Origin of the sequence: Mucilaginibacter phenanthrenivorans (assembly GCF_024721155.1) — a bacterium.
Classification (GTDB): Bacteria; Bacteroidota; Bacteroidia; order Sphingobacteriales; family Sphingobacteriaceae; genus Mucilaginibacter; species Mucilaginibacter phenanthrenivorans.
This window is the reverse complement of the sequence record NZ_JAHVAP010000008.1, coordinates 321,276-345,433: the sequence shown is the minus strand read 5'-3', so window position 1 is coordinate 345,433 and position 24,158 is coordinate 321,276. Positions and strand designations below refer to the sequence as shown.

Annotated in this window: 15 protein-coding genes; 2 read left to right on the top strand and 13 right to left on the bottom strand. The window is 44.5% G+C overall.

Going from position 1 to position 24,158, the window contains the following annotated elements:
* Nucleotides 1-18: 18 nt before the first annotated feature.
* The 9 genes from KXD93_RS20860 to KXD93_RS20820 all read right to left on the bottom strand — a co-directional run bounded on the left by KXD93_RS20860 (nt 19) and on the right by KXD93_RS20820 (nt 17,024).
* The gene (locus KXD93_RS20860; RefSeq protein WP_258139288.1) at nt 19-453 is read right to left on the bottom strand and encodes a MarR family winged helix-turn-helix transcriptional regulator; all 435 of its coding nucleotides are present in this window, start codon (nt 451-453) and stop codon (nt 19-21) included.
* A gap of 26 nt (nt 454-479) precedes the next feature.
* Complete coding sequence (locus tag KXD93_RS20855; protein ID WP_258139287.1) at nt 480-3,773, bottom strand: efflux RND transporter permease subunit; 3,294 nt, start codon at nt 3,771-3,773, stop codon at nt 480-482.
* On the bottom strand, nt 3,770-7,027 hold the full coding sequence (locus tag KXD93_RS20850) for an efflux RND transporter permease subunit (protein ID WP_258139286.1): 3,258 nt from the start codon (nt 7,025-7,027) through the stop codon (nt 3,770-3,772). The genes KXD93_RS20855 and KXD93_RS20850 overlap by 4 nt, the downstream gene beginning before the upstream one ends.
* A gap of 46 nt (nt 7,028-7,073) precedes the next feature.
* Entirely contained in the window at nt 7,074-8,246 is a 1,173-nt protein-coding gene (locus KXD93_RS20845) for an efflux RND transporter periplasmic adaptor subunit (RefSeq protein WP_258139285.1), read from the bottom strand.
* 19 nt (nt 8,247-8,265) lie between these two features.
* Nucleotides 8,266-9,708: a TolC family protein gene (locus KXD93_RS20840; protein WP_258139284.1), complete on the bottom strand. Its 1,443-nt coding sequence runs from the start codon at nt 9,706-9,708 to the stop codon at nt 8,266-8,268.
* Nucleotides 9,709-10,099: 391 nt separating this feature from the next.
* A complete protein-coding gene (locus KXD93_RS20835) occupies nt 10,100-11,572 on the bottom strand; it encodes a SusD/RagB family nutrient-binding outer membrane lipoprotein (protein WP_258139283.1) in 1,473 nt (490 codons plus the stop codon).
* A 20-nt stretch (nt 11,573-11,592) separates the two neighbouring features.
* Nucleotides 11,593-15,018 (bottom strand): SusC/RagA family TonB-linked outer membrane protein, encoded by a 3,426-nt coding sequence (locus KXD93_RS20830; protein WP_258139282.1) that lies wholly within the window; start codon nt 15,016-15,018, stop codon nt 11,593-11,595.
* Between the two features lie 220 nt (nt 15,019-15,238).
* On the bottom strand, nt 15,239-16,312 hold the full coding sequence (locus tag KXD93_RS20825; protein WP_258139281.1) for a FecR family protein: 1,074 nt from the start codon (nt 16,310-16,312) through the stop codon (nt 15,239-15,241).
* A 55-nt stretch (nt 16,313-16,367) separates the two neighbouring features.
* Nucleotides 16,368-17,024, bottom strand: coding sequence for an RNA polymerase sigma-70 factor (locus tag KXD93_RS20820; protein WP_258139280.1), 657 nt, complete (start codon nt 17,022-17,024; stop codon nt 16,368-16,370).
* A gap of 253 nt (nt 17,025-17,277) precedes the next feature.
* Between KXD93_RS20820 and KXD93_RS20815 the strand changes: the two genes are divergently transcribed.
* The gene (locus KXD93_RS20815) at nt 17,278-17,856 is read left to right on the top strand and encodes an HD domain-containing protein (protein ID WP_258139279.1); all 579 of its coding nucleotides are present in this window, start codon (nt 17,278-17,280) and stop codon (nt 17,854-17,856) included.
* Between the two features lie 53 nt (nt 17,857-17,909).
* Here KXD93_RS20815 and KXD93_RS20810 read toward each other — a convergent pair whose 3' ends face one another.
* The 3 genes from KXD93_RS20810 to KXD93_RS20800 all read right to left on the bottom strand — a co-directional run bounded on the left by KXD93_RS20810 (nt 17,910) and on the right by KXD93_RS20800 (nt 21,102).
* Nucleotides 17,910-18,857: an alpha/beta hydrolase gene (locus KXD93_RS20810; protein ID WP_258139278.1), complete on the bottom strand. Its 948-nt coding sequence runs from the start codon at nt 18,855-18,857 to the stop codon at nt 17,910-17,912.
* 73 nt (nt 18,858-18,930) lie between these two features.
* Nucleotides 18,931-19,524, bottom strand: coding sequence for a 2OG-Fe(II) oxygenase (locus tag KXD93_RS20805; protein WP_258139277.1), 594 nt, complete (start codon nt 19,522-19,524; stop codon nt 18,931-18,933).
* Nucleotides 19,525-19,635: 111 nt separating this feature from the next.
* On the bottom strand, nt 19,636-21,102 hold the full coding sequence (locus KXD93_RS20800; RefSeq protein WP_258139276.1) for an alpha/beta hydrolase-fold protein: 1,467 nt from the start codon (nt 21,100-21,102) through the stop codon (nt 19,636-19,638).
* A gap of 232 nt (nt 21,103-21,334) precedes the next feature.
* On the opposite strand from KXD93_RS20800, the gene KXD93_RS20795 reads away from it, so the two are divergent.
* Nucleotides 21,335-23,716: an ABC transporter permease gene (locus KXD93_RS20795; protein ID WP_258139275.1), complete on the top strand. Its 2,382-nt coding sequence runs from the start codon at nt 21,335-21,337 to the stop codon at nt 23,714-23,716.
* Nucleotides 23,717-23,724: 8 nt separating this feature from the next.
* Here KXD93_RS20795 and KXD93_RS20790 read toward each other — a convergent pair whose 3' ends face one another.
* Nucleotides 23,725-24,153, bottom strand: coding sequence for a GNAT family N-acetyltransferase (locus KXD93_RS20790; protein WP_258139274.1), 429 nt, complete (start codon nt 24,151-24,153; stop codon nt 23,725-23,727).
* Nucleotides 24,154-24,158: the final 5 nt, after the last annotated feature.

Below are 24,158 nucleotides of genomic sequence, written 5' to 3'. Positions count from 1 at the left end.
CGGTAAAAAGCGGGGCAATTAAAAGGCCACCTTTTTCACCAAATTCTGCTGGATCATTTCTGATACCTCGAAAAATGTCATCAGTTTTTGCCGCTCGATGCCGGCTTCGGCCAGTTGGTTTATTTTCTCAACACTCAATTCAATATGGGGTATGGAGGTGACAGCCGAGGGCGAAAGCGATACGTAATGCTCACGCCTGTCGTTTGGGTTAACGCTTATTTGCATCATCCCGCGTTTTTCCAACTCAAAAACGATCACCGCCATGCGCGACTTATCGACCTGGAGCAGCTCAGCAAGTTTGTTTTGCGTTACGGGTTTTTCCTGGGAAGCAAGCGCCAGTAATACTTCAAAATGATGTTCGAGCTCAAAGGCGGAAAGCTCCTTCGAGATCATTTTGGTATACAAATGATTGATCCTTTTTAATCGCTGCGATATCAACTGTACGCTTTTCATGGGTCATTTAATTTAATAGGGGTAAATTATTTTCCGTTTGGCTTGTCGCGTTCATGCGCCTCGCGCGATGATTTGTTTTCGGCATGAGCCATAGCTATATCATATTCCAATTCAGGGTCTATATTTTGTTCTTCAACTTTTTTGGCTTTTTCCATCAGTTCTTCGTGATGATCCTGCAGCCATTTCAATTCCTTTTTACCGTACGAGAAACGGGTAAAAAGCACAAATAACACCGGTACGATGAAAATGGAAATGGTTGATGATGCGATCATGCCGCCCAACACGGTTACACCAATAGTGTTCCGGGAAGCCGCGCCTGCGCCTGTTGCCAGGGCAAGCGGCAATACACCGAGGATAAATGCCAGCGAAGTCATGATAATAGGGCGCAAACGTAAACGCACAGCTTCGAGTGTCGATTTGATGAGTTCCTCCCCCCGATCTACCCTTATTTTAGCAAATTCAACAATCAGGATGGCGTTTTTGGCCGACAAGCCAATTAGCGTGATCAGGCCTATTTGTGCATAAACGTTATTGGTAAGAGCGGGGATACAGGTAAGCGCCAATATCGCACCAAATGCACTAATTGGCACCGCCAGCATCACCGAAAACGGCACCGACCAGCTTTCATACAGCGCAGCAAGGAACAGGAATACAAAAGTGATACAAAACAGGAAGATATAAATAGTAGTTGATCCTGCTTTGATCTCCTCATAGCTTAAACCCGAAAAATCAATGGTATACCCGCGCGGCAGGGCTTTTTTCGCCAGCGCTTTTAAGGCGTCCAAACTTTGCCCGCTGCTGTAACCTTCGGGGATCGCTCCGTCAACTTCTGCCGATCGAAAAATGTTAAAGTGCGAGATCAGCGGCGCGGCAACGGTAGGCTTGTAATGGATTACCGTGCTGAGCGGAACCATATTGCCCACTGAATTCCGGACATAATATTTGTCCATATTGCTGATGAGCGCGCGGTAAGTGGTATCGGCCTGCACCACTACGTGATAAGTTCTGTTGTACAACGTAAAGTTGTTTACAAACAAGCTTCCCATAAACGCCTGCATGGTTGAAAAAACATCGGAGATATTCACTCCCAATTTTTGACATTTTTCCCTGTCGACCGTAAGGTCATAACTTGGTGTATGCGCCGAAAAATAACTAAATGAAGTTGCTATAGCAGGAATTTTATGTGCTTCCGCTACAAATTTCTTCACGGTTTTTTCAAACTGGTGAATATCGTCTGTTGAGTTTCCCTGTTCAATTTGCATACTGAACCCGGCAGCAAGGCCTATCCCGCGGATCGGCGGCGGCTGGATCACCACCACGTTGGCATTTTTTATCCCCGCCTTGGCGATGCGCTTTTTTATGTTGGCGGTTATACCTTCAACCTGCGTTGCCTTGGTGGTACGGTCATCCCATGGCGTGAGCATACAAAACATCGACCCATTGTTTGAGTTGGCGCCGCCGTTTAATATATTAAAGCCGGATATGGCCGTATAGTGTAAAATCCCGGGCGTTGAACCCACAATCTTCATCAGCTTTTCCATCACGTTGACAGATTGCGTGGTTGATGATGCCTCGGGGAGTTGGTAAGTAACAAAAAGCCGTCCCCCATCTTCGGACGGCACAAAACCTGATGGCTTTGCCTTGAATAAAAAGATGGTGCCGGCGCAAATGCAGACAAGAATAATAATGACAAACCTTGTATTTTTTATACTCCGCTTTACGCCGTTGGAGTATTTGAAGGTCACCTTTTCAAACCAGGTGTTAAAATGATAAAAGAACTTATCCAGCCAGTTTGACGATTTTTTGCTGACATGGCTCGGCCGTAAAAGCAGCGTACATAAAGCAGGCGTTAACGAAAGCGCAATAAAGGCAGAGAACATAACCGAAATGGCTATTGTTATAGCAAATTGCTGGTATAAACGGCCCACAATACCGGGAATAAAACCGACCGGCACAAACACCGATGCCAGGATAAGCGCGATTGCAACAACAGGGGCAGAAATCTCCTTCATGGCATGGTAGGTGGCCTCTTTCGGCGACATGTGCTGCTCATCAATATAATGTTGCACAGCCTCCACCACTATGATGGCATCATCCACAACAATCCCGATAGCCAGCACGAAGCCAAACATGGTTAATGTATTTATGGTGAAGCCAAGCGGGATAAAAAAGCAAAATGTTGCCAGGATAGATACCGGGATAGCCAGGATTGGGATAAGCGATGAACGCCAGTTTTGCAGGAACAGGAATACAACGATCGCCACCAGTCCGAGCGCCTTAAGCAGGGTACCTATCACCTCCTGCATCGAAACCTTTATGATGGTTACCGACTCGAACGGTATGGTGTAATCCACATCGGAGGGGAATGATTTTTTTAGCTTTGCGAGCTCTGCGTACACGTTTTCGGCGGTCTGAAGGGCGTTACTCCCAGGCGATTGGTACACCTGGATGGTTGAGCAGCGGTTCCCATCCGCAAAGGCGTTGCTGGAGAATGTAAATTTCCCAAGCTCAACACGCGCGATGTCCCTTAGATATACCAGCTGACCCGTTGCCGGGATTGATTTCACAACAATCTTTTCATATTCCGGCACTTTACTGAGCATCCCGTTAACCAGTATTCCTATCTCGTTTGCCTGGTTTGATTTCTGGGGAGGTGCACCTGCTGAACCGGCTGCAACGTACACATTTTGGGCATCCAGTGCCGCTGTAACATCTGCCGGCGTTAAATTGTACGAGGCCATTTTTTCGGGATTCATCCAGATCCTCATGCTGAAGTTATCCGTACGTGCACTAACATCCCCAACTCCGGGAACGCGCAATATCGCGTCCTCAATAAATGTATTGGTATAGTTATCCAGGAAGGTAATGTTATGCGTTTTCTTTGGCGAATAAATAGCAATCAGCATCAACTGATCCGGGTTACTTGCACGCACCGTTAAGCCAAGCTTACTCACAACCGAGGGCAATATGGGCTTGGCAATTCCAACACGGTTTTGCACGTTCAATGCCGCAATTTGTACATTGGTACCAATGTTGAAGGTCACCCTTACACCTACACCGCCGCTATTGGTGCTGGTGCTGGTCATGTACTCCATGCCGGGGGTTCCGTTTATCTGCTCTTCAACCGGGATGGCTACTGTTTGCTCCACGGTTTGTGCATCGGCACCCGTATAGGAGCCATTTACCGAAACGCTGGGCGGTGATATGTTGGGATACTGGTCGACAGCCAGGTTAAAAAGGCATATCGTACCCGAGATCATCAACACTATCGAGATTACGATAGCAGTAACCGGTCGTTTTATGAAGGTATTTGCAATCATATATGATCGGGGTTACTAAGCGAGCGCGATTTTTCAATCTCGTATTCCAGCTCGGGGTCAATATTTTGTGCTTCCACCTTTCTTGCTTTTTCCATCAATTCCTCGTGGTGCGATTTCAGGTACTCCAGCTGTTCTTTTCCGTACGACAAGCGGGTGATTACTACGTACAGTACCGGCACCACAAATATGGCTATGGTTGATGCGGCAAGCATCCCGCCCAATACTGTAAAGCCGATGGTACGCCTGGCTACTGCGCCGGCACCCGTGGCCAGCACGAGCGGCAGTACGCCAAGTATAAACGCCAGCGAAGTCATGATGATTGGTCGTAACCGCAAGCTCACCGCGTCGAGGGTTGATTTGATGAGGTCTTCCCCCCTGTCAACCCGCACCTTTGCAAACTCTACAATCAGGATGGCGTTTTTGGCTGCAAGACCTATCAGTGTTATTAAACCTATTTGTGCATAAACGTTATTGGTGAGTCCCGGTACCATTAACAGTGCCAGTATAGCCCCGAACGCGCCGATAGGCACGGCCAGTAACACAGAAAACGGCACCGACCAGCTTTCATAAAGCGCTGCCAGGAACAGGAACACGAACGTTATCGAGAACAGGAAGATGTAAATGGTAGTTGAGCCAGCCTTTTGCTCCTCATAGCTTAAGCCAGAAAACTCATAAGTATAACCCTCAGGTAATGTTTTGGCAAGTTCCTGCAAGGCTGCCAGCGCCTGGCTGCTGCTGTAGCCATCCGCATTTGATCCGTCTACCTCGGCAGTACGGAAAATATTAAAGTGCGAGATGAGCGGCGCGGCCTCTGTTGGCTTATAGCTGATGACCGTACCCAGCGGAACCATGGTGCCTGCCTGGTTACGCACATAATACTTATCCATATCAGACACCAGGGTACGGAATGCCGTATCGGCCTGTACAACTACATGGAAGGTACGGTTATAAGTAGTAAAGTCATTAATATACAAACTGCCCATATAAGCCTGTATGGTAGTAAAAACATCTGCAACGTTTACCCCCAGTTTTTCGCATTTTTCGCGATCAACATTCAGGCTCACATTTGGTGTATGCGCTGTAAAAAACGTGTATGCCTTGGTTATAGCCGGGTTTTTATTTGCACGAGCTACAAAATCGTTCACAACTTTTTCAAAGGCATGTACATCGTCGTTAGTGCTGCGCTGTTCTATCTGCATACTGAAGCCAACTGTTGAGCCAACACCGGGTAATGGTGACGGTTGAATAACCTCAACGTTAGCATTATTGATCCCAGCATCTTGGATCCGCTTCTGCAGCACACCGATTATACCCGGCACCTGTTCGCTCGATTTTGAACGATCGTCCCATGGTGCGAGCTGGCAATAGATGGTGCCGTTGTTGGAGTTACTGGCATTGGTTACCACGTTAAGTCCGGATAATGCTGCATAATGTGCTACACCTGGCGTGCTGCCAATTACCTTCATCAGCTTATTCATTACTTCTACAGAAGCTGCTGTTGATGCGGCCGGCGGCAATTGGAAGGTTACATACAGGTTGCCGTCGTCTTCCGACGGGATAAAGCCCGATGGCTTCATCTGGAACATAAAGTAAGCGCCTGCACAAAGGCATAACAGTAAAATAATAATGTACCTAGATCCCTTTATGCTCGATTTTACGCCATTGGTATACCGGGCAGTGATCCTGTCGAACCAGGCATTAAATTTATTGAAATATTTATTTAATCCTTTTTGCTGTTTGGATGGATCGGTTGGTTTTAATAACAATGTACACAATGCAGGTGTTAACGACAGCGCTATAAATGCTGATATCATAACCGAGATAGCTATGGTGATGGCAAATTGCTGGTACAAACGGCCCACGATACCAGGAATAAAGCCAACGGGAACGAACACCGCTGCAAGGATGAGCGCAATGGCCACTACCGGCGCCGAGATGTCCTTCATGGCCTGGTAGGTAGCCTCCTTGGCCGACATCTTATCATGGTCGATATAATGCTGTACAGCCTCCACCACAATAATGGCATCATCCACTACAATACCTATCGCCAGCACAAAGCCAAACATGGTTAACGTGTTAATGGTAAAGCCCAGCGGTATAAAAAAGCAGAACGTCCCGAAGATGGATACCGGGATTGCCAGTACAGGGATCAATGTTGATCGCCAGTTTTGCAAGAACAAGAATACCACCACGGCAACCAGTCCCAGGGTTTTCAACAAAGTACCTACAACATCCTGCATAGAAACCTTTACCACCGTAACCGATTCGAACGGAACGCTGTATTCAACATCCGCGGGGAAGGTTTGTCTCAGCTTTGCGAGTTCGTCATAAACGCCCTTAGCTGTTTCAAGTGCATTACTACCCGGCGCCTGGTAAATTTGCAGGTATGATGCCCGGTGCCCGTCAACAAAAGAGTTGCTGGAAAAAGTGAATTTTCCCAGTTCAACCCGCGCCACGTCTTTAAGATACACCAGTGCGCCGGTGGCAGGGATTGTTTTTACAACGATGTTCTCAAACTCCGACACTTTACTTAAACGCCCGTTCACCAAAATCCCGAGCTCATAGGTCTGACTTGAGGATTGCGGCGGCACACCGGCTGTTCCGGCTGCTACCTGTACATTTTGGGCATTAAGCGCATTGATAACGTCAGTTGGCGTAAGGCTGTATGAAGCCATTTTCTCCGGGTTCATCCAGATCCGCATACTAAAATCGTCTGTAAAGCGATTAATGCTGCCAACACCCGGCACGCGTAGCAAAGCATCCTGTATAAATATATTGGTGTAGTTATCTAAAAAAGTGATGTTGTGCGAATTTTTTGGCGCATAAATGGCTACCATCATCAGCATACTTGGATTAAGCGCACGCACGGTTAAGCCTAAACGACTTACTACCGCTGGCATCAGCGGAGTGGCAATACTTACCCGGTTTTGTACATCAAGCGCAGCAACATCAATATCGGTACCTATTTTAAAGGTAACATTCATTGACATCAGCCCGTTGTTGGTGCTGTTGCTTTGCATGTACTCCATGCCCGGCGTTCCGTTCACCTGTTCCTCTATGGGCGTGGCCACGGTTTGTTCTACCGTTTGGGCATCTGCACCCGTAAACTGCCCGTTAACCGTCACTATAGGCGGGGTAATATCCGGGTACTGGTCAATAGGCAGCAGCAGGATACATACAACACCCGTAATTACCAGTACAATAGATATTACTATAGCTGTAACGGGTCTTTTTATGAAGGTATTAGCGATCATACTTTAATTTCATCTAAATAAATGCAGCATAAACTGCGTGATTTTATTACTTGCTGCCTTTACCTTGTGCCGGAGCAACCTTGTTAGCAGTAGTAATTTGCGAGCCGTCATGCAATAGCTGAACCCCGTCTGTAACTATCCTGCTGCCGGGCGTTAAACCGCTTTTTATAATAACATTGGGCCCGATAGTTTGACCAACCATTACTTTTTTCTGAGCGGCAACCAACGCCTTAATCTTTTTGGTAGTGTCGGGGCCGGTTTTATCGTTAATCATGCTGTCCTTCGCCATAAACACAAAATACTCGCCCATTTGCTCAACAACCGCCTTGCTCGGTAATATCATTTGCGGTGTATTTTCCTGGTTGTGCACCCTCACTACGCAGCTCATGCCCACCCGCAACAGGTTTTTAGGATTAGGGAATACCAGCCTCACCCTGATCGATCCGGTTTGCGAATCAACCGCGCGATCAATCACCGAGATCTTACCTGTGTATGGATACAGGCTGTTATCAGGTAAAAGAATGGTGAATAAGGAGTCGACATTTTTTTTGCCGTCCTGCAGTTTTTCAAAATGCGGTAATTGTTTTTCATTAACGATAAAGTCAACGGCAACAGGGTCAACAGTTGAGATGGTATTTAAAACGGTCGATCCCGGCGTAACCACGTTGCCAAGCTTAACCTGGCTAAAGCCAATCGTCCCATCGAAAGGCGCGGTAACGATGGAGTATGTCAGATTTGTCTTTGCCGTTTTTACTGTCTGTTCAGCCGCCTTTACGGAGCTCTTGGCATTTTCAAGCGTAATTATAGCGTGGTCATATTGTTGTTTGGCCACCGCATTGTATTTATTCAGGTATTCGTACCTGTCGGCATCCTGCTGGGCCTGTACCAGGTTCCCTTCGGCTACCTTTGCGTTGGCGACGGCGGCATCGTAGTTATCAAGGTAGATGCGCTGATCTATTTCATAAAGTTTTTGTCCTTTTCTAACGTTGGTGCCTTCGGTAAAAAAGATCCCGGTAATGGCGCCCTGTACCTGGGGCAGCAGGGCAACCTGGCTCAACGCCGCCGTGGTTGAGGGATAGTTATCAAAGTATAAAACGTTTTTCGATTGTAACTTTATCAGGTTAACCGGTACTTCGGGGTTTACTGGTGGTTGCTTTTTTTTACAGGCGGTAATTGCCAGGCAGCTTAAAAAAATAGCATTCAATATTGCTCTATTCATTGAGGAGGTTGTTTTAATATTAATAAGAGATAGTTCCCATTGATTTTTCAAGATCGATTTTGCTCGATAACAGCTGGAACAGGGCATTCAGGTAGCTCGTTTCCGATGTTATTAGGTTCGATTCGGCAGTGATCACATTTAAATAAGGCACAATGCCCTGCTTGTATTGGAGTGTTACTACAAAGTATACGCGCTTTGCCATAGCCACATTTTTCTGCAGCAATTGCAGGTTATAAAAATTGCTTTTATAGTTAGCCAGGGCGGTTTTATATTCCTTGTTTATCTGGAGTTTAAGATCTGTTTCATCCCAGCCGATTACCTGCTCCTGCAATTTGGCCTTTTGAAGATTGTGGACGCGGGCAAACCCGGTAAAGATTGGGATGCTAAATGACAGGCCTATTAGCTGGCTTGGATACGAATTGGACAGCAGGTTCGAATACTTGTTGCTTTCGAAAGCAAGGTTGTAATTATAAAATGCCGAAAGCGTTGGCAAAAACGATGTGCGGTAATAATTTACCAGTTGCGTTTGCAGCGCCTTGCTGGTTTGCACCTGTTGAAACTCAATGCGTTTTTCATATTGCAATTGCTGTGTTGTATCAATATAAATGCCTTTGATCATTTGCACGGTATCAAAGCTCACGTTAAACTCTTTATCCAGCTCAAAACCCATCAACTGTTTTAATGCAGCATATTGCGGCACAACGTTTTCGTTGGCCTGTTTCAGTTGCGCCTTAGAGTTATTGAGGCTTATTGCGGCTTCCTCGTAGTCGGTTTCGTCAACTATGCCGCCCTTATATTGATGGTAAGCATCCCGCAGATTTTTACCGAGGCGGGTAGTATCTTCCTTTAACACGTTGATCTGCTCCAGCGTAAGCAGCACATTGTAAAAGGCTTTACTGACAGACGACACCAAAAAGATCTTAGTGCTATCCGTAACCTGCTGTGCTTGTTTTAAATATAAAGGAGCGCTTTTATAGGCATACAACAGGCTTGGGCTAAAAATAGCCTGCGAAACCGCAATGCCAGGAATAAATGTATTGGTGTACTGCGTTCTTGAGCTTGTTGTTGATGCGCCGGTTGGCGTAGTTGTGCCCGTTGTAGCGGCGGCTCCATTGCTGGATGTTTGCAGGTAATGGATCAGATCGCCAGAGGCGGTCGCCTGCGGCAGCCACCCAGCCAAATTTACGCCGTTGGTTTCTTTAGCGATGCTAACGTTTATCGAAGCCTTATTCACTCCCGGCTGGTGGATCATGGCATAGTCGATACATTGCTGCAGGGTGAGGAATTGGCCCGAGCTGTTTTTACCCGTGTCCTGCGGATTAAAGGGGATTAACAAGGTATTTTTGCTGGTATCGGGCTGGGTAACCGGCGGTAAGTTGTTTTTTTGCTTCACCTGGCATAAAGCGCTTAGCGGCAGGCAGCACAAACAGGAGATCAGTATTTTAAAGCGGATGTTATCCATAAAAAAAGCTATACAACATTCTGATTAAGAACGATGTGTGTAAAAAATTAAACTTGCTTTAATATTATAGCGATAGCCAGGAATCGGCGGTTGCGCGGGGACTTCCGGTTATCTTAATAGGGGCGCAACAAATGTGGTAAAAAAACAAATTACCCTATAGTAACATTCTTGTTAAGCTGGTTGCATCATACAATTGTTACGATTGACAACTATTTTTTCGCTGAAAATCAAACAGTTGCATCTCCGCTAATTTTTAGTCCTGAGAATTTGGGATGATCGCACATTTACTTTTCCAGTTACATAGTCCGGAAAATAGCCACAAAAAAAAGGCCGCTCCGGATATTACCCGGAACGGCCACTCAAACCAATCAAAACCTAACTTTTATTAGTATTATTTATCCCACCACACGCGGGCTTTAGCGTTAAAGTCATTAGTGCCACCGTAATTGGCCAATGCGGCATTCACGTTGGCGCTATTTAACTGGAACTCGCTTAGCGGATATGGGATTTTGCGGGGAATAGAACCAGATGAATTGGGAACAGGCTTTAATACAGGATAGCCGGTACGGCGCCAGTTGGCCCATACCTCATCAGCATCAAATATAAAGCCGGTAAGCCAAAATTCGGTATTTATGCGGGCAATTTGTGCTTCAGACGTTGCCGGAAACGGATTTTTAGCCAGGTAAGCCGAGATCTGCACATCGCTTATTGTTGGGTTAGTTGGCAACAAAGCAAGCGATTTCATATGCGCTGTAATCCCAGCCTGGTAAAATGCATTGGCATCGCCCGAGATATAGCCACGTACCACAGCCTCCGCCTCCAAAAATGCTACTTCAGCATAAGGAAAGTCAAAAAACGGCGTTGCTAAGGGACCGAATACAGGGTAATTTACCCTTGTGTTCGGTATTGGATCGGCGGCATTAAAGCTGTAACCAATATATTTGGTGGTATCGGTTGACTGGATACTGCCGCTGTTGGCCACAAAAGTATCATATACCGCCCCATAAATCTGCAAACGCGGGTCGCCTGAAACCTTCATTTGTGTAATAAGCGTTTTGTGCAAAAAGAAATGGTTCACACCATCGTTAAGCGTAAAATTGAAACCATTCGGCGATGCAGCATTGTGCAATAATATCGGCATGTCGGCATTGCTGCTCATAACCCCATCTGCAACGGCTTCCTTGGCAAGTGTGGCAGCCTGCGTTGGGTCAACCTTTATCATGCGCATACCAACACGCAGCAATAGTGAAGCACCCAATTTTGCCCATTGCGAACTACTCCCGGCATAAAACTGGTCGCCGATTACTTTTTGACTTGAATTGGCATTTAAAAGCGCAATTGATTCCCTTAACTCCTTCACAAAATCGGCGTAGATCTGCTGCTGCGGGTCGTAAACAGGGGTAAAAATCTTATCAGTTAACGCTTTACCGGCCTGGCTGTATGGAATGTCGCCATAATAGTCGGTCAGTTTTTGAAAAATGAATACCCTCCAGATCCTGGCCGCTGCATAAGTACTTTGCAGATCGGTACGGGTTTTCAAAACAGGAATTACATATTCCAGGTCGTTTAATGACGGGCGGTAGAAATTATTCCAGTAGCGTGAATTTACGTCATCTGTAGATACATAGGCATTTCCGGGCCAGTCATTAGCATAGCCATACTGCATAAAGGCATGGCAATAAGCCGTACGCGGAAACATGTCTGTAGTAGAAGTATTAACTGTCGCGTCTGAAAACAAGGCACCTGGCGACACACTTGATATGGCGTCGGGGCTTAAGTTATACTTAGCGAAATCTTTGGTACACGATGTAAATACAAATGCTATAAAAAAGAACAATAAAATGCTGTTCGTTATTTTTTTCATGATATTTTTCTCCTTTCTAATTAAAAAGTGATATTCAGGTTAAAACCATAGGTTCTGCTTGAAGGGAGCGCACCTGTATCCCAGCCATAGCCGCTGCCGATACTATCCGATGCTTCCGGGTCAAACGTTGGCAATGCCTTATGAATGTAAAACAGGTTCCGCGCAATCAATGAGAAGGTCACTGATCTTACAAAGGTGCCTGTCAATACATCCTTCGGCAGTGTATAACCGAATGATACCTGGCGTAATTTTTCAAACGTGCGGCTGAAAACATGTGCCTCGTCCGCACTCTTATCAGCATTACCGCCGTCGTTGTATTGTATGTACGCGCTGTATGGCAAGGTATTTTTAACATATACCGGCGCACTTGCAGTACCGGTGTTAATTACACCTGTAGGAATATAAGTGCCATCCCTGCCCAGCAACGATGCCTGTGAATTACCGAAGTAGTTTGTCCAGCGGGCACCTGCTTCATAGATCTGGCCGCCAAATTGCGCATCAATCAGGAAGCTGAAGGAGAAGTTTTTATAATTGAACGTGTTGGTAATACCCCCAGACCAGTTTGGATTCGGATTTCCAAGGTATGATTGGTTATTGTCAACCGCTTTTATTACTGCATCATTAGGCTGTGTGGGGTCAGAAGTACCATATCTTGAATTAACAGGAATATAAACGTTTTGTCCCTGGGCATTCTTTAGGAAAGTGCTTCCAAATATCGACCCAAATGGATAACCAACCCTTGCAGCGATATTGTAGTAAAGGTTAAGTCCATTAGCTGCAAGTTCAGGGATCAGCGCGGTCACCATGTTTTTATTTTTAGCGGCGTTTACGCTAACATTCCAGCTAAAATTCTTTGTTTTTACAGGGCTGCCGGTTAAAAGCATCTCAATCCCCTTGTTATACATTGAACCGCCGTTAACATATACCGAGTTGAATGTTGTAGTAACACTCACGGTTGATGGAAGCAGGAAATTATCCGATTTTTTGTAGTAGTAAGCAAAATCAAAAGCTATTCTATCGTTAAAGAACCTTAGCTCAGTACCAACTTCAGTTTCAGTTGTTGTTTCTGGCTTAAGGCTTGGCGGCGGCACTGTTGAACCAGTGATCTGTGCATTGGTAATACCATTCACAGGCGCTTTTAGCGTAAACGTCAGATCGGTAAAGCCCGGGATAGGATTGCTGCCGGTTTGTCCGTAAGAGGCCCTTAGCTTACCGAATGAAAGCACTGAAGACTCTATATTAAGCGCCTGGGTAAACACGTAACTTAAATTAACCGATGGGTAAAATAAATTCAGCTTAAAGTTGGGGCGTGTTGATGCAAGTGCAGAGTACCAGTCGTTACGGCCTGTTGCCTCCAGGAAAAGGTAATCGTTATATCCAAATTGAACCTCTCCAAAAACTGAATTTACTTTTGATCTTGGTCCGTGCAATTCAGTAGGCAAGTGTACATTACTGGCATTGTTAAAATTCAGCAAATTGGGATCAGCAAGGCCCTGGGAATACAAATCGATTGAGTACTGCTGCGACTGCTCCAGTTCGCCGCCTACAAACGAGCTAAAAGTAAAGTTTTTGTACTTGTTCTCGTAAGACAATAAACCCCTCACGTCCGACCGCTGTTGCTCAATAGTTGTGGTTCTGTAAACACCATCTGTGTTGGCTATGTTGTTGGGCTTAACAACAAACAAAGCGTTGGTGTTTATATAGTCATAACCTGCAACCACGTTAGCATGGAAATGCTTGGTAATATCATAAGTGATATTAGCTGAGGTTAACGCACGGTTCTGAATCTGGTTATTGGTTACATCTTCTATCTGTAAATATGGATTCGCATTGTAGGTTGAAACGAAACCTCCGGCAGCATTTTTATCATCCAGCAACCTGATGTCGGTGGTGTTGGCTATACGCGGGTAAGCAAGGCTGAATGAACCACGGCCGTCACTACGCAATAATGGCGCATTGTAGCGGCTGGTTCTAGAGAGATCAACCTTAAAATCGGTATGCAGTTTGGTACCATAATCCTGCACCAACCTAAAAACACCATTGTAACGGTCATAGCTTTCACCAGGTGTAGGCAGATTGTCCTTGGTATCTGAAATTGATACACGGTACGACCCGTTATCAAGCCCTTTAGTAAGGGCTACACTATTGGTTGTAGTAACACCAGTTCTGAAAAACCTATCGAAATTTGTAGAGGCCTTTTGTGCCACATAAGGTTTTGTTTTACCGTCGATGTCCAAAAATGGCCTACCGTCAAGTTTACCGCCCCATGACCATCCCGGTGCATCGCCCGAGTTATCGGCTAATTGTCCGTAAAATATCGGGTCAGAATAGTCAGCCGGCGTATAAGGCCTTCCCAAATACCCACGGCCATAGGTGTATTGCAGATCATCATAAGGCACCATTCTTTCCAGCACGGTATTGCTGTTAAAGGTTATGCCGAAGCCTTGATTTTTCTTTCCTTTTTTTGTGGTGATCAATATAACGCCCGCCTGCGCCTGCCCGCCGTAAAGTGCTGCTGCCGACGCGCCCTTCAGGATACTGATGGTCTCGATATCATCCGGGTTTATGGATGACAAGCCATCACCGGGATCTGAGCCGCCATAATATTTGCCGCCATCATTGGTATTTTCACGGGTGTCGCTGTTAATCAGTACTCCATCTATAACATAAAGTGGTTGCGATCCCGAAATATTTGAGGTTCCGCGTAATATCACACGCGATGAGCCTCCCGGGCCGTTTGGTGGTGATTGTATAACCAAACCCGCTACCTTACCTTCCAGCGAGTTTATGAACGTCGGTTCGCGCGTCGTTGATACTTCTTCACCGCTTACCTGGGTAATAGAATATCCTAATTGTTTCTCTTGCCTTTTAATTCCAAGCGCAGTTACCACGACTTCGTTCAGCTTGCCTGAGTTTTTCAGCGTAATGTTGATAAGGTTTTTACCGCCAACAGCAACTTCCTGGGTTTGGTAGCCGATATAACTTACAACCAATGTTCCATCGTCAGGTACATCGAGGCTAAAGGCGCCGTTTACATCCGTAATAGCGCCTGTAGTTGTTCCCTTTATCTTAACAGACGCACCAATAAGGGGGGTACCCTCCTCGTCAAGTACCTTGCCGGAAACTTTTATCGGGATCAAACTTTCACCGACCGGAGTTATCACCACTAAGTGATTTTCAAGCTCATTGAAGGTAAATCCCGAGTTTACTAAAATCTTATTTAAAACCGTGGTAACCTCTTCATCGTTTACATTAAGGTTTATTATTTTATCGGTCGGTATTTTTCGTTCGCTATAAACAAAGTGATAGCTGCTTTGACGCTCAATAGTTGATAATACCTTTTTAAAACTGGTTGATTTTAGGTTTAATGTAACCTTAGTTTGGGAATATACACTTGCAACTGATTGAAGATTGAAGAACAATATTAATGCAAATGTTAGTTTCATTATTAATAAGGACTTTAATAGCCAATACTTTTCTCTTACACCCATGGGGTGTTTAAAAATTTTCATATTTTTACTGAATTAAAGGTGATAAATAGCAGAGTTCCGGCCAGGGAATCTGCTTTAATAATTTTCGTTAGTCATCTTGAGCGGGATTTTACCACCAGGTAAGTCCCGTTTATTTTTTGGTTAATTTATTCTCATAGGCACACCATAGTTTGATTTAATAGATATAAACATTTGAATTCTGAATCTTGTAATGGAAACTTTCGGTAAGTTTTAGGGCAAAAAGCGCCTGATCAATGGTTTCATTTTCGAAAACTCCGTTAAAGCGATATTGCTTTAGTTCTTCATTTTCAAAAATGATATTTACGCCATACCAGCGCTGCATCCGTTCAGCAAGCGTACTGAAGTCTTCGTTCCGAAAAACTAGCTTATTTTTAAGCCAGGCCGTTTCAATAACCGAAGTGTCATTGGCTTTGTAATGTGTAAGCGTAGTTAAAGTGTATTGCGTTTCGTTGTTTTCGCCAGCCGTTATTTTGTGCACGTCCTTATGCCTTACATCAGTATGGTTTTTTAATATCAGTTTCTCGTTAGGCTTTAAAATTATTCTGTCTGATGGCCTGTCGGCAAGCGTAACTTCAATAGCTCCCCTTATCAGTGTGGTTTCAGTAGTAGCATCTTGTGGGTAAGCCTTAACATTAAATGCCGTGCCCAACACCTTCACGTTCATTTTTTGGGTATGGATAATAAAGGGGTGCTGATGATCCTTATGAACATCAAAATAGGCTTCACCAATAAGATATACCTCCCGGGTGCTTCCGTCAAAAGACGCCGGATATTTTAAAGTACTCTCGGCGTTTAGGGTAACCTTAGTTCCGTCCGTAAGCGTAATGATGGAATGGGTTTTAGGTTTGGTAGATGTTTTTTGAAGTTCGGCCAGCGTGTTTGTTGACTGCTGCCCTCTCTTTATCCACTTATAAGCTCCAAACATGGTAAGGCATGCCAATGACACAGCCGCGGCACTGCGTATAAATAAGCGGTAGGTTTTGCGGGGAGCAGCATGTATCTGAAAAGATTCATCAGCAACATTTATTCTTTGCTTTATCCTGCTCAGCATCAATTCGCTATTGGCATATTGCTCATCCTTCTGCTGCCAGTAGTCCTTAAAAAAATCATATTGCGTCCTGCAAGATTCATCTTCGGCAATAAACCGGTTAAATTCTGCCAATTCCTCCGCACTAAGCTCTGAAGATAGTTTCTTACTAAGAAGTTCTATAAATCTTTCGTTCAACATCGTCAATAAAACAATTGCCTGTTTTATGTAAGGACAATAGTTATTTGAAAAATGCCTACAGGTTTAAAAAAAATATTTTGAAAATAATTGGGAGCATGCCAAGGGTACCCAATTGGGTAATTGAGAGGGCATTTTTTGCGGCTGGTTTTTGCCCTTCGCGGTGAGCGATCAGTATTACGGCCAGCTTTTTCATTGCTCTGAACAATTGGGTTTGCACCGTACGGGGCGAGATGTTCAAAATTTCTGCTACGTCCTTATATTTCATGCCGTCCTCTTTTATCAGCCTGAAAATAATGGAAGCTTGTGGGGGTAATGAGCTTATTGCCTTATCCATTAAAAAGTAAAGCTCTTTTTTTTCAAGCTCCCTTTGCGGATCGTAGGTATTTATAAATTCCAGTTCGTCCGATTCCTCTAGCTGAACAAGGTGTATGCTGGAATATTTTTTTATATAATTAAGCGACTGATTTTTTACGGATACAAATAAATAGGTCTCAGGGTTGGCGATTTGATCAAGGGTCTTTCGGTTTTCCCAGCATTTAACAAATACCTCCGATACTATATCCTCGGCCGCTTCCTTGTTGTGAATGTAAAAAACACAAAACCTGATGAGCCGTGTATTTAACAAATGAAAAATAAGCTCAAATGCCTTCAAGTCATCATTAGTACAGATATTGTACCAAAGAGCGCTGATATCGGCTTTTGAGTTCTTCAATTTATTGAGCATTTATTTACGGCAAGGTAACAATATTGTAACAAACAAAAGAAAAATAACCCGTAATACAATAAAATTTAAAAAGACTGATTGAGCGCTTGCCGGGGGCGGATATTACGATTTACAACGTATACCTTAAACCAAGACCAATTTATCCGTATGACGCCACTTCACGTTAATAATTGGCCCCTATTGACTACACAATTGCTGCGTTAATTTTTACATTTGTATACCAATTAATAACCCTGTAGCCATGCAGTTTACGCAAGCCTCGAAATTTATTTTAAGGAAGTTAAAGAAAGAACTACCCAAACACCTTTCTTATCATAGCGTGGACCATGTAAAGGATGTATACAATTCATGCAGGGAAATAGGCCGGGAAGAAAAGATCTCCCCTTATGAAATGAAGCTTTTACTCACTGCGGCCTTATATCATGATTCCGGCTTTTTACGCGGCGCAAACGCACACGAGGAAGAATCGTGCCGGATTGCGCAGGAGAGTTTATTAAATTTTGGATATACTGCCGAAGAAATCGAGCGAATCTGCGGTTTAATTATGGCAACTAAAATACCGCAGCTGCCCAAAAACCACCTGGAAGAAATTCTCGCCGACGCCGACCTTGATTACCTGGGCAGGGACGATTTTTTCGCTATTGGAGATAAGTTATTTAAAGAACTATCCGTCTTCGGAATTTTGAGCACCGAAACAGAGTGGAACCGCGTGCAGGTGAAGTTTTTAGAAGGCCATCACTATTTCACTCAAACAACTGTAAAACTGCGTCAGGAAAAGAAGATGGAGCATTTGGCCCAGGTTAAGAAAAAGCTTGAATAGTGCGTCTCTGTTTTTGATACAATTTTTGGCGCTCCAAAAGCAGAATTTCAAACCTATAAATTATTATCTGCCAGCCATTTTGCAATAAGCTGCGGGTATGTGCCAATACCACCCGTTTTGCTTCTTATTCCGTAGCCATGGCCACCGGTCGGATACAAATGCATCTCTGCCGGAACTTTGGCTTTTTTAAGCGCCAGGTAATAAAACAAGGCATTTTCCACATTAACCGGATCGTCTTCGGTTTGCATGATGAATGTGGGAGGCGTTTTTGGAGTAACTACGATTTCGGGGGCCAGCTTGCCCTCATGTTTCTCATCAACAAGATATGCCGGGTAAGTTAATATGGTAAAATCAGGCCGGCAGCTAACATCATCGGCTGCGTCAACCTTTGGATAGGTTCGCTTATCATAACTATTGCTTACAAGCGCCGAAAGATGGCCACCGGCCGAGAAACCCATAATGCCAATATGATCCGGCTTGATGCCCCATTTCGCCGCATTAAACCTGACCAAGCCCAATGCCCTTTGTGCATCCTGTAGCGGCAGCTCATATCTTAATTTTCCCGGAGGCGCAGGGACCCGGTATTTTAGTAATATAGCAGTAACACCTATCGAGTTAAACCAGGTGCAAAGCTCAGTTCCTTCCAAATCCATCGCCAAAATATAATATCCACCACCCGGGCACACGATCACTGCCGTACCGTTTGGATTTTTTGGCGTAAAAACTTGTATCGTAGCATTGGTTATATCACCCAAACGGATCACGCTTTTCTCCTGGACCTTATCGTCGGTTGGTTTGGTAACATCATGCTCCACCAGTTTATGGCCGTACGCAGTATCGATCAACCTGTCCTTTGGCCAGAGATCAATTATTTTTGAAATATCGGGACTTGTCATATTTTGAGCAGCAGCCACAGGCGCGTTTGCAAATATCGCTGCAGCAACGAAACATAAAAAGCAAATTGCCTTAAAAGTTTTTGTCTTATAAAACCTATTCTTCATTGTAGAGGTTTAATTTTAGGTAATGACGGGCATTGTCGCCTATAGGCAAATATATTCTTTTTGATGAAACATATTAGTTGGTCTTCAGCCAGCCGGTTATACTCATTCTTGATTTGTTGGTCAGCAGCACTTCATGCTCCAGCTCATCACTTTTAAAAAAGATGCTGTTACCATTCAGGGGTTCAATGTCCTGCTGCTTATCCAAATGATAAATCCGCAATTCGCCGCCATCCTTCTTTATCCATCCCTTATTCAAATACATCACCATTGAATAGGCCCGGTCGCCATTATTTTTGAAACGGTCCAGGTGTCTGCCGTAAAAGCTGCCTTTTTCGTAAAGCGTATAATGAAACTCATACCCGGTGATGCCGGCGTAGCAGGTTTGGTTCAGGTAGGCTACAAAAAGATCCATCAGGTCGAAAAATGCATCCTCATGAACATCTTTGTGCAGCCTGTCAAGCCAATGGATCTTATCCCCTCTTAATTGCTTGTTATGATTTACTAGTGGTTTATTGCCTGTACCTGCCGACAATAATTTATCGCCATCATAAAGCCGGTGCAAATTTGCGGTTAGGTCAGCGGCCAGCGCTACGCTAAGAAAATCTTTAGTTACCCCTACCTTGTCGGAAAGGTAACTATCTATCAATTCGTTAAATATAAGTTCCAATCCGGTGAAGGTAGCGTTATTAGTCGATAGTCTTGAGTCCAGAGTCTTAAGTCAATATTTATCTTCTGACTTTAGACTCAAGACTAAGAACTCCGGACTCACGACTAAGAACTACTGCTTATTCTTAGCCACCCACTCCATATATTTTTGCTTTAAGAATTGGTTACCATCCTTCATGTATTCAGGAGATGACACCGTAAAATGATCGCCGGGGTAATAGGCAAACTGGAACTTTGAGTTTAGCTTCTTCATCTCACCTTCCAGCAATACTACCGCATAGTTCAACAGGAAGTTATCCTGCCTGCCTACAGAGATCCGCAACTTGCCGTCCAGATCAGGTTTTATTTGTTCCCAGTTGGAGCGCAGGTATAGGGAGATATCATAATTCTTCCAATGCGAAACAACAGCGGTATCAATTACACCGGTTGTGCTGTTGCAAAGCTGTTGTGGATTGCCATCTGCTCCCTTTTTACTAAAAACTGCGTTAAACGAGTGCATTTGTTCACCGCGGTATACCACGTTTTCCACCTGGTAAATATTCTTCATGGTAACCCATGGAAAAAATCCGGCAACGGTAGCAACAGAATTTAAAGTGCTGTCCTTGCCGTAAAACATGTTTTTATCGGTATAAAGGTTTATCTTTTGAAAGTTCCTGAAATCAACAGGATCAGGTGAGCTCGACCACGTTCCATCAAAAACCTTAGGATAATGCGTTTGCAGCCAGGCTACTGTCCAGCCACCGCTACTGTGCCCGGTTAATAACTTTGCGCCATTGCAACGGAATTGTTTTTCCAGCAAGGGGATAAACTCCGTGGTTAAGGCATCACCCCACGGACCATTGTTATCGCTGTTGGCATAAACGCTGTGACCGAGCGAACAATTGCCGTCTAAATAAACTGTAATTACCGGGATACTGTCAATAGGTGCGCTCGGCATTTCCGAACCCGAATAACGATGGTAATCGCCGCCGAAACCTGAAACCTTGAAAAGCACCGGGAACTTTCTGTTAGGCTCCGTGTTATATTCCTTAGGTAAAATCACCGCTGCATCAACTGTTACCGGCCGCCCCTGAGATTTTGTCAGCAATGCCGATGGAGCTCTTAACTCTTTAACAACGGCCGTCTCCTTAAATTCCGGCGTTGGGATAACCTTGTCGGCTAATAAATGGTATACTGTTTTGGTGCTTTTGTTGAATTCGACCTTTATTGGTTCGCTGTATATGTTACCGGGGCTGGAGGATATGGCGCGTCCGCCTAAATTTTTATCCCATACTACCTCTGCATAATATTGCCCGCGCTCAATATCTGATAATGCAGCAGGATAACCATTGGCCTCGTCATTAATTTTAACAACACCACCTGGTTTTAAATTTTTAACATATACCGAAAAGTAGGCGGTAGGCCCGAAACCTACCATACCGCTTGTAGGCACCTTGCTATCCTTCGACAGGTACAAAACAACGTAGCCGGTAAACGACTTATCAGAAGCAGAAGAAATGTATGTTACCTCGAATTGTTGGGCAAATGCACCAAAAACAATCGACGATACTAGTAAAAGGCTGAATAGAATTTTTTTCATGTTGTATTTAATTTTGATAGTATGGTCTGGGAGTGCTACTTCAATAAGACGCTAAATTTATAAAATTATCGGATCAAGCTGCAATAATTCATTCTTCCTTTCATAACCGCACAATCAACCGTCCGCAAATGATACATCAATCACCAGAAAATACAATACAAATAACTGATTATTAATAAATTAAAACTATGGCATGAAATTTTAAGTTGTACACGCATCAATATCTATTAGCATGATCAAAAACTATCTTAAAACCGCCTGGCGCAACCTTATTAAAAATAAAGTTCACTCCTTTATTAATATTACGGGCCTATCAGTTGGTATGGCAGTTGCCGTGCTCATCGGTCTTTGGATCTGGAATGAGCTTTCCTTTGATAAGGTTCATGAAAATTATGACAGCATTGCCAAGGTAATTCAAAACGTAACCAATAACGGCGAGGTGCAAACCTGGGAATCCGTGCCTTACCCTCTTGCAGCAGAACTCCGCAAAAACTATGGCAACGATTTTAAGCACGTAGTGTTGACCGTTGCCATGGGCGACCATTTGGTAACATACGGCGATAAAAAAATAACCCGGAAGGGTATATATATGGAATCGGAAGGGCCCGAAATGTTTACCCTGCAAATGCTTAAAGGCAGCAGAAATGCCCTTAAGGATCCTACATCTGTTATCATCTCGGCATCAACTGCCAGGGCTTACTTTGGCAACGCCGACCCGATGAATAAAGCCCTGAAGATCGACAACCAGATAATTGCAAAGGTAGCCGGCGTTTACCACGACCTGCCACAAAATGCAACGTTTGCAAATGTTGGCTTCATTGGCGCATGGGAGATGTTTTATAACGCCAACGACATGAAATCAATGAAGGAACCATGGCGGCCCAACTTCTGTGAGCTATATGTCCAAATGGCCAATGAAACCGACCTCGCTGTTGTATCGTTAAGAATCCGGGACGCAAAACTGCGCAACGTAAATGCAGTACTTGCCAAAAAGAAGCCTGCTCTGTTTTTACAACCGATGAGCAAATGGCACCTTTATGATGATTTTAAGGATGGCAAAAACATAGGCGGCCGCATTCAGTATGTATGGATGTTCGGCATCATCGGTGTATTTGTGCTGTTACTGGCGTGCATTAACTTTATGAATTTAAGTACGGCGAAATCAGAAAAGCGGGCTAAGGAAGTAGGTATCCGTAAGGCAATCGGTTCGTTGCGCAGCCAGCTTGTTTATCAATTCTTTAGCGAATCCCTGTTATGCGTTGTTATAGCATTTTTACTCGCAATTTTATTTGTACAGCTCAGCTTGCCATTTTTCAACCAGGTGGCAGATAAACAAATGGCCGTTCTGTGGGCAAATCCGATGTTTTGGATGTTAACCATCGGTTTCACATTGCTGACTGGTTTAATTGCAGGCAGCTATCCCGCCTTTTACCTGTCGTCATTCCAGCCTATAAAGGTACTTAAAGGAGCATTCCGCGTGGGGCGTTTTGCCGCTATTCCGCGTAAAATCCTGGTGGTGATCCAGTTCTCGGTATCGGTAACGCTTATCATTGGCACCATAGTGGTTTTCCGGCAGATTCAGTTCGCAAAGGACCGTCCTGTGGGCTATACCCGCGATGGATTAGTTTCAGTGTATGCTGGTACGGATAAGATCCATAAAAATTACGACGCAGTAAAGGATGAGCTCTTTAAAACCGGCGCCGTTACCGCCATGGCCGAGGGTGATGTTGCGCCTACGGAATCGGCCGGCAGCACCAGCGCCATCGAGTGGAAGGATAAGGATCCAAACCTAAGCGTCGATTTTCAACAGGCAGCGGTATCCGCCGAATACGGTAAAACCATCGGCTGGCAATTTAAAGAAGGCCGCGATTTCTCCCGGGAGTTCCTCAGCGACTCAACTGCGGTTATAATTAACGAAGCTGCAGTTAAATTCATGGGGCTTAAAAACCCGGTTAATGACAACCTTACTTATTATGGTCACTCATTTAAGATCATCGGCGTGATAACTGACATTATTGTTGATTCGCCTTACGGGCAGGTAAAGCCATCGGTGTTCTTCTTTAATAAGGGCGCAGGAAATACAGTTTTGCTGAAAATTAATCCAAAAATTAGCGCAAATAAAGCATTGGAAGGTATAGGCTCTGTATTTAAGCGTTTTAACCCCGAGCAGCCGTTCCAATATAATTTTGTTGACGAAGTATACGCTCAGAAATTCGGTAACGAGCAGCGTATAGGCAAGCTGGCAGCATTTTTCGCCAGCCTGGCAATCCTGATCAGCTGCCTTGGCTTGTTCGGTATGGCGTCATTTATGGCCGAACAACGCGTTAAGGAAATTGGCGTTCGTAAAGTTTTGGGTGCCTCAGTATTTAATCTTTGGAGTTTACTGTCAACCGATTTTATTGGCCTTATCGTGATTTCGCTGGTAATTGCAAGCCCGCTTGCCTGGTACCTGATGCACGGCTGGCTGCAAAGCTTTGATTACCGGTCGACAATCTCCGCCTGGATCTTCATTGTAACCGGGCTTGGTGCCGTAACGATTACGTTGTTGACGGTAAGTTTTCAATCGATAAAGGCGGCGCTGGCAAATCCGATAAAGAGTTTAAAAACGGAATAATCCTTTGGTTATTCGGCAATCTTTAAATCATCCACATTATCCAGCATAAAGCAATGGTCGTGCTGACTCATGCCGATTTTGGGGTAATAGTTTACCGCAGCCGGAGCCGATAACAGGATCAGCTTTGCCTGCGGCGAATGCAGTTTGGTTTCCCTAATCAACCGTTTACCTATCCCCTGCTTTTGCAAACCTTCATCTACCGCCAGGTCCGACAAATAGGTGCAATAAATAAAATCGGTTAATGAACGCGCCACGCCAACCAGCTTACCATCCTTCCGAGCGGTTACTATCAGGTTGGCATTCTGGCACATCGCCTGGATCCGATCTGCATCGTTAACAGGTCTCCGTTCCGCCAGTGTGCTCCGCTTTAAAACGTCGACAAACTCATCCGGATGAAGTGTTAGCTCCCTTGCGTAAACTATTTCTTGATCTTCCATAATTC